Genomic DNA, 7,718 nt, shown 5'->3' with positions numbered 1-7,718 from the left:
TTATTCATTCTGAAAACGAGAGTAGAGCAGTAACAAAAGAACGATAAAGGAACAGAAAGGAACAGGACATCCATAAATTCCTATCCGTATAAATTGAACCAACGTTTTACTTAAGCTTTCGCCCTGGATTTATGGATGTCCCGTTAATTCCCGATTTATGGATGTCCCGTTAATTCCCGTCGGGATTTATGGATGTCCCGTTAATTCCCCGTTAATTCTCCCTGGAGAGGTTCTATTATTTCTTCACTGGGTTATAGGCATAAAGAATGAAAAATTGTACGTATATTCTTAAATTATCTTTCCCTGTGTCATGACGTACGATCAGTGGTAATCAGGAAAATAATAGGGACATACTAAAGCGAAAGAATCGCGCTGGGAAGATTCTCTACACTGCGTTTGTCCGAAAGAGGGTCAACGGTCTGCGTTTCCCAGACAGCAAAACCTTCGGTTTTTTTCTGGCAGCCTGGGCATGGGAGCCCAAAACTGTGGTGTGACAAAAGAACAGGAAAAAGAACAGGACATCCACAAAAGAACAGGAAAAAAAGAACAGAAAAAGAACAGGACATCCATAAATTTACCCAAAGAACAGCAAAGAACAGAAAGAACAGCAGAAAGAACAGGACATCCATAAATTTACTAATCATAAAAATTGAACCAACGTTTTACTTAAGATTTTACTCTGGATTTATGGAAGACCTGTTTATTCTCGTGGATGTCCTGTTTATTTTTCCTGTTTATTTTTCGTGGATGTCCTGTTTGTTTTCGTGGATGTCCTGTTTGGAACTCTGTTTGGAACTTATTCCGTGACCAGTGGTCAAAATATTCGATAGCAAACTATCACCTACTTAAATAAAAAAGGAAAAAATCATGATGGATGTGATTGGGATCAAAAACTTTAGTTATCAAGACGATAAAAATGTGGCAAAAGAACATTCAAAACCAAACCATGACTGTACATTCCGGGGTTGCCAAATCGGATTTTTAGATGGCAAGAGTTATGTAGGAACTTTTACAGCTTCTCAACTTAGAGCAATCTTAGTAAATTATTATTATGTCGATGATAATTGGAAGCAAAACAAAGAATGTTTTTTGAATCGATGTATGTTGAAAGCTGTTCCTGTTCCTGATCCGAAAAATCTTCTTACAGAAGTATACAACCAAGCTGTTAACCGTGCAGATTCTGCCGGTAAATGATGTTAATAGCGTCACGTTATGACGCTATTTCTTTCCATTAAACTCATCTTGGGGGCACGCCATAGAAAGGAAAAAACCGTACGCTAAGGGACTGGTTATTTGAGCATTGCAATTAACGCTCTTTCATACACGATGCTAAGAACAGACGGACTCTTATCTAAATACGAACAAATACCGTATTCACCTCGGATGCTCTGCTCGACAAAAACAAAGAACAAAAGAACAGGACATCCATAAGAAAGGAACAAGGAACAGGACATCCATAAATTCCTATCCGTATAAATTGAACCAACGTTTTACTTAAGCTTTCGCCCTGGATCTATGGAAGTTCAGTTAATTCGTTAATTCGCGCCCGTGGATTTATGGATGTCCCTGAAAGGAAACAATGGATGTCCCGTTAATTAAATAAAGAATTAAAGGAACTAAAGGAACAGGATAAAGGAACAGGACATCCATAAATTCCTATCCGTATAAATTGAACCAACGTTTTACTTAAGCTTTCGCCCTGGATTTATGGATGTCCCGTTAATTCGAACCAACGTTTTACTTAAGCTTTCGCCCTGGATTTATGGATGTCCCGTTAATTCCTCCGTAGCCTGCCAGTAAGGCATACAGGTGAATATCAGACATTACTGGCTTCCTTTTGAGCAGTCTTTTTGTGGGTCGAGCACATGGCCATCAATTCCGTGATGGTGATCATGGTGGTGGGTGTATATGGCCAGTTCATCAGACTCACCACCAAACAGACGAAGGTAGGCTGGATGCTGCTTTACCTGTTGGGGATGCCCCGAGCAGCAGACATGCTGGTTGATACAAACGACTTTATCCGTAGAGGCCATGACCAGATGAAGGTCGTGAGAGACCATCAGAACTGCGCAGTTTTCCTGATGGCGGGATTCATTCCGAAGATCGGTGATCAGCTGGTAAAGCGCTTTTTGACCGGTGACATCCACCCCCTGAACAGGCTCATCCAGCACCAGAATATGTGGTTTATGCAAAAGTGTCCGTGCCAGCAGAACTCTTTGGAGTTCACCACCAGAAAGCGACTGGAGGGGCGATTGCAGAACGTGGGCAACGTCGGTACGGTCCAGGGCATTGTTGACGGCGGTTAAGCGACAACCCGTTAGCCTGAGGAAACGATTGACGGTTAAAGGCATTGAGTCATTGATATGCAGTTTCTGAGGCATATAACCAATACGAAGCCCTTTTTTTACCGTTCTCTGGCCTGAAGATGGCGCTTGCAGGCCAAGAGCAATGCGTACGAGTGTGGTTTTTCCAGCGCCATTTGGGCCAATCAGGGTTACAATTTCACCAGCATTTACCTGCAGATTGACGCCGGTAAGTACTTCTCTATTCTGGAATTTCATCCAGATGTCACTCAACTCTATCAGTGGTTGATTCATAATCTGTTGGCTCTGCTCTTTAATAAGAAAACTCTTTATAAAACAAAAGAAAATCCTGCCTGCGGTGATTTATGCGAATGTATGGACAAAGGCTGCTCAGGATACCCTGCAGTTGGTGCATAAACCGGCTAATTCAATGGAGGTTTCGTTGATGGTAAAGCCGTGGTCATTGGCGCAGGATGTTAACGATTGATCAATATTTGAATGTTCGATTTCAATGGTTGTACGACATTGGGTGCAGATCAGAAAACAGCCATTATGCCGGGTACCCGGGTGGCTGCAGCCAATATAGGCATTAATGGAAGCAATTCGGTGTACCAGACCCTGCTCCTGAAGGAATTCCAGGGCTCTGTAGACCGTGGGTGGTTGAGCCGGCTTTGATGCTCCCTGGGTGAGTTCTGTCAATATCTCATAGGCACCCACCGGGCAGTGGCTCTGCCAGACCAGCTCCAATACTCTTTCTCTTAAGGGAGTCAGGCGAACTCCACGGTCTGTGCAAAGAAAGCGGGCTTTGTTTAAAGCCTCTTTGATGCAGTGCTCATGGTTGTGGGGCTTATATGGGCTAGAGTGGCCAGTCATAAATTCCAGGTTGCAAGATAGTAGTGATGTTATATTATAACAATATAGTATCTTCTTACTATCCTGCTGCACAGGTTTTTCACCAGACTTCTGGCTCTGATGGGATTTGGAAAAATCAGGCCAGCCTTTGAAATCTATAGTTTTTTTATGAGTTGGAACTTTTTGTTGAGATATAAGTCCAAGTACAAGGTATTAGAAGAAAAACAGTCCGGTACTCAAAGGTGAAGGGATAAATTATGGAGGTCGATTGTTTGGCAGCTACAGCTACACTTGGATATTATGGTGATAAATCAACTGAAGGAAGTTCAGATCCTCATATTGTCGCTGTACCGAGAGATGGATTTCTTTCCAAAAACCGAGAAAGAGAGCAGAACAATCCGCCGGAGATTGAAAGCGTTACATTTCGTCATATCACTTCTTATAATATAGAAAATTATACTAATGAAAAAAAGCTGAGTGTGCCAGACAGGGTATCCCAGGCCAAGCTAAAAATAATTACTGAGCCAGAGAGTCCAGTTATTCAACAAAACGCTTTATCAGAAAAGGATGTAATAAAAAAATTCAAGACTATGGGTTCAGCTTCTTATGAAGCATACAACGACTTATCGGAGAGAAGAGTTGGCAGTGATGATTTTGAATTTCATGAAGTAACAGCGTGTTTGGAAAAACTAAAAGAATATTTAAATAAGTATTCAACAAAAGAGGGTGCCTCTGTAATAGGAAAGACGGCGTTTTCCCAAGCTGTGAATGATATTTACCAACTGATTGATAATAAAACACCCTATCGCAAGACGTTAGATATTATTTCGAAAGTGATCTCAATAATTGATTTTTATTTATACACGAGAGAGATAAAGCCTTATCTGGAAAAAACAGGTATGACGGCGAATATAGAGCCTGACAGAATTGTCCTTGTATCAATCGTCCTATCAGATGATGGATTATCTTACCAAGAATTTAGAGTGTGTGGGGAAACTATCACTGGCTTGGAAAAGCTTCCACTTCATTCTCAAATTAACCCTGCCGGAACGATCAGAGGGTTTGTGTTTACATATTATTCCGATAATTTGACTATGGAAAATATTTATAATTGTTCAGATAGAGGTATTAAGATGGCCTATGATGAAATGAATTATTATTATACTTCTGTTTGTTCTAATCAATACTCCGGACACTTTTTGATAATATCCGGTGATGTGGTAAATCAGCGAATAGAATATTGAAGCCTCTGTTTGCTGATCAGATCCTTCATGAACGATATAGTAAAGAACGCTTTGGACGCTATGTCCATGCTGAAAAAGCCCCAGAAAATCTTCATCGCGTTGCTTCTTTCGGCACTTGTCGTATTTCAGGGAAAGGCCACCTTCCGCAATTTAAGTCGTTACTCTCCAATGTCTGAAAAGCGCTTTAGTCGTTGGTATGGTCGGCCATTCGAATTTTTCACTTTTAACCGGCTGACGCTTTCTGATGTACTTTCAGAGTCGGAGGAGCTGATAGCCGCTGCTGATGCAAGCTTCATGACCAAAAGCGGTGATCACACCGAGGGACTTGGAAAGTTTTGGCGTGGCTGTAGCGGGCGGACAGAGAAAGGTTTGGAGATATCTTTACTCAGCGTGGTTGATCTTACGTCCAATACTGCTTATGCACTTGAAGCAAAACAGACACTGGACCAGAAGGGAAAAACCCGTGTCGATCTCTATGCTGAGCAGGTGATAGCACAGGCTAAGCAGATCATTGATATGGGCATCAAGTATCTGGCTGTAGACGCCTATTATTTCAAAAAGAAATTCGTATCCCCCATTGTTGAAACTGGAATACACATTGTCGGCAAATTAAGAGCGGATGCAGATCTGGTGTGGCCCTACACAGGTCCTTATTCTGGCAACGGTCGCCCCAAGACTTACGATGGCAAAGTAAACCTTGAGAAAGATCTGAAGCGCTTCCAGTCTGTAGGAACGCTTGAAACGGGTGAAGATGTCTACACTGCCAGACTGTACTCAAGATGCCTGAAATGCTGGATACGGGTTGTTATGCTTCGCTTCCGGAGAGGCGATAAAATAGGTTTCGCATTGCTTTATTCCACTGACCCAGAGCTGGATGCCATGAGGCTTATCAGATATTACAAGGCACGGTTTCAGATTGAATTTTTCTTTCGTGATGCCAAGCAATACACTGGACTTACGGATTGTCAGTCCTGTCGGAAAGAAGCAATTCATACCCAGATCAACGCCTCATGTGCAGCGTTAAACTTGCTTAAACTGGAAGACAGGAAATCGAAGGGCATCAAAAGTAAAACGATAATCTCAATCACCAGCTGGAAACGCCTGAAGTTCAACCAGCACTTGATGTGCCGGGTTTTTGTAAGCTTAGGATTACCCCTGAATGATGAAAAAGTCTTGGGCACCTATGAGCAGCTCAGTAGCTATGGAGCAATTGCGGCGTGAAAGTGTCCGAAGTATTGTTCTAATAAAAGCATCATATTATTACCTACAACTTTATCTATAGGTTATGAAAGTTTTATCAAAATTCTCAGGTTTTCCATTTGTCCGGTTTCTATTCAAAATAAGCCTGTTATCGCGGATAATCATGTTTTTATGCCCTGGTATAATTTTGTGCACGATTTTAATCACGCTAAATCTGGCAGTTATCTTTGTGTCAAAAAACACATTAAAGGTGTTGGTTCTGGGAAAGTTTCACCACAAGAAGGGTGGAGGTCGGAAGATAATCCTTATCTTAAACACCAAAAAGTTGTTGAGGATATCCTTGTTGAATTTCAACACAGAGTAAAAAATGGCTCTGCTTTAGTTAGTAGCGGAAATCCTGATAGAATCGACGAGTTTAATCAGGGTGTTGAAAATGTGCCTTCCACAAATAAAGGTAAAGAGTTAAAGGCCGCGTGCTATATGCTGTTATTTGAGTTGGTGCACGAGGGGTACTATCCCATTCCGCTATTCAAATCGCACCATTGTACTGAGATTGATATTAAAGAAGCTGCCAAGTCTCTGAAACCCAGTAATTCTCCAGACTCAAGTCATTTAAACGGTTGGGTTAATTATATCGGTAATGATTCTGTTAAAGACAACGGTAAAAATGCCTCCACCGGGTCTTCAGAAATTACTGTACCTGACCAAAATGCTTGTGCAATTTTAAAAGATACCATCAATACTATTAGAGAAAAGTCAGGATTACCCACCATGGAAAATCTGCAGTCACCCTATGTTTTCGAAAATTGGGAGTGGAGACCTGCATCAGACTAATAGCGGCAGAGTTGCTACTATTCAAATTACTTTTTTTCAGAAAAGTTAAGGACTGTTTACGTTAAAAATGGAGGATCTTATGACTCCCCAAATCATGCCTTGCTGACTGGTTAAGGGAAAGGAACAGGACATCCATAAATTCTTATCCGTATAAATTGAACCAACGTTTTACTTAAGCTTTCGCCCTGGATTTATGGATGTCCCGTTAATTCCGTGGATTTATGGATGTCCCGTTAATTCCCGATTTATGGATGTCCCGTTAATTCCTCCGTTAATTCCCTGATTTATGGATGTCCCGTTAATTCTTACCGTTAATTCTTCCGTTAATTCTTACCGTTAATTCAATTGTGGATTTATGGATGTCCAGTTAATTCTTCTGTTAATTCTTGGATTTATGGATGTCCCGCTAATTCTGATGTCCCGCTAATTCTCGATGCCCCGTTAATTCTCCGTTAATTCTCCCTGGAGAGGTTCTATTATTTCTTCACTGGGTTATAGGCATAAAGAATGAAAAATTGTGCGTATATTCTTAAATTATCTTTCCCTGTGTCATGACGTACGATCAGTGGTAATCAGGAAAATAATAGGGACATACTAAAGCGAAAGAATCGCGCTGGGAAGATTCGCTACACTGCGTTTGTCCGAAAGAGGGTCAACGGTCTGCGTTTCCCAGACAGCAAAACCTTCGGTTTTTTTCTGGCAGCCTGGGCATGGGAGCCCAAAACTGTGGTGGAATTCGAAAGTACCGGTTCTGTTGCGCAGTTAGTTCATCCAAACTGCCGGGCTTCGCTCTGAGGTTGTCGCAGAAGGAATAATTAACAACCGTCATCCCCGCTACATACCGTCACCCCCGCGCAGGAGGCTGTCGCAAAACCCTCCGGAAGCCTCGTTCCCATGCTTTTAGGTTCTATGGGTCCTGCGTGGGAATGCATACGAATCTGGCCGTATGTGGGGAACCCTCTCTTGGTCTGGGTTTCCGAGGATTTCATGCTGGTTGTTTCATTTGCGGTGGGTTCGGTATGCATTCCCACGGGGGACCGTGGGAACGAGTTCGGAGGGTTTTTCGACACCGTCGCAGGCGGGGATCCACTGCTCGAGATAGACTCCCACTCTCGAGATGGATTCCCGCCTGCGCGGGAAAGACGGAGGGAGGGCTTTGATATTGCCCGTGTTTGCATACCCGGAAAACTATAACAAATTCAGGCTATTATTATTAGAACCTATGTCGACTTCAGTAGCTGGCAGAGCTGGCGGAACTGTACTTATTTCAGCCTTGTTATGGTCA

Annotated in this window: 6 protein-coding genes; 4 read left to right on the top strand and 2 right to left on the bottom strand. The window is 42.3% G+C overall.

Translation table 11 applies throughout. The features are described from left to right. Nucleotides 1–867: 867 nt before the first annotated feature. The gene (locus RM811_RS22210; protein ID WP_402528574.1) at nt 868–1,194 is read left to right on the top strand and encodes a hypothetical protein; all 327 of its coding nucleotides are present in this window, start codon (nt 868–870) and stop codon (nt 1,192–1,194) included. Between the two features lie 629 nt (nt 1,195–1,823). Here RM811_RS22210 and znuC read toward each other — a convergent pair. Both znuC and RM811_RS22200 read right to left on the bottom strand, forming a co-directional pair. Next, the gene (znuC, locus tag RM811_RS22205) at nt 1,824–2,597 is read right to left on the bottom strand and encodes a zinc ABC transporter ATP-binding protein ZnuC (protein WP_402528572.1); all 774 of its coding nucleotides are present in this window, start codon (nt 2,595–2,597) and stop codon (nt 1,824–1,826) included. 96 nt (nt 2,598–2,693) lie between these two features. Further along, nucleotides 2,694–3,176, bottom strand: a complete 483-nt coding sequence (locus RM811_RS22200; protein WP_402528569.1) for a Fur family transcriptional regulator — start codon at nt 3,174–3,176, stop codon at nt 2,694–2,696. Between the two features lie 251 nt (nt 3,177–3,427). Between RM811_RS22200 and RM811_RS22195 the strand changes: the two genes are divergently transcribed. The 3 genes from RM811_RS22195 (at nt 3,428) to RM811_RS22185 (ending at nt 6,433) form a co-directional block, all read left to right on the top strand. Beyond that, the gene (locus RM811_RS22195) at nt 3,428–4,399 is read left to right on the top strand and encodes a hypothetical protein (RefSeq protein ID WP_402528566.1); all 972 of its coding nucleotides are present in this window, start codon (nt 3,428–3,430) and stop codon (nt 4,397–4,399) included. A gap of 27 nt (nt 4,400–4,426) precedes the next feature. Next, complete coding sequence (locus tag RM811_RS22190; RefSeq protein ID WP_402528564.1) at nt 4,427–5,620, top strand: transposase; 1,194 nt, start codon at nt 4,427–4,429, stop codon at nt 5,618–5,620. Between the two features lie 168 nt (nt 5,621–5,788). Next, nucleotides 5,789–6,433: a hypothetical protein gene (locus RM811_RS22185; protein WP_402528562.1), complete on the top strand. Its 645-nt coding sequence runs from the start codon at nt 5,789–5,791 to the stop codon at nt 6,431–6,433. Nucleotides 6,434–7,718 lie beyond the last annotated feature (1,285 nt).

Source organism: Endozoicomonas sp., from assembly GCF_031844845.1.
Lineage (GTDB): Bacteria > Pseudomonadota > Gammaproteobacteria > Pseudomonadales > Endozoicomonadaceae > Endozoicomonas.
The sequence above is the reverse complement of the archived record's forward strand: the minus strand, read 5'-3'. Positions and strand labels throughout refer to the sequence as shown.

What these genes read in the sequence shown, in the direction of transcription:
- RM811_RS22210 (WP_402528574.1), top strand. Translation starts at nt 868, where the DNA reads ATGATGGATGTGATTGGGATCAAAAACTTTAGTTATCAAGACGATAAA.
- znuC (WP_402528572.1), bottom strand. Translation starts at nt 2,597, where the DNA reads ATGAATCAACCACTGATAGAGTTGAGTGACATCTGGATGAAATTCCAG.
- RM811_RS22200 (WP_402528569.1), bottom strand. Translation starts at nt 3,176, where the DNA reads ATGACTGGCCACTCTAGCCCATATAAGCCCCACAACCATGAGCACTGC.
- RM811_RS22190 (WP_402528564.1), top strand. Translation starts at nt 4,427, where the DNA reads ATGAACGATATAGTAAAGAACGCTTTGGACGCTATGTCCATGCTGAAA.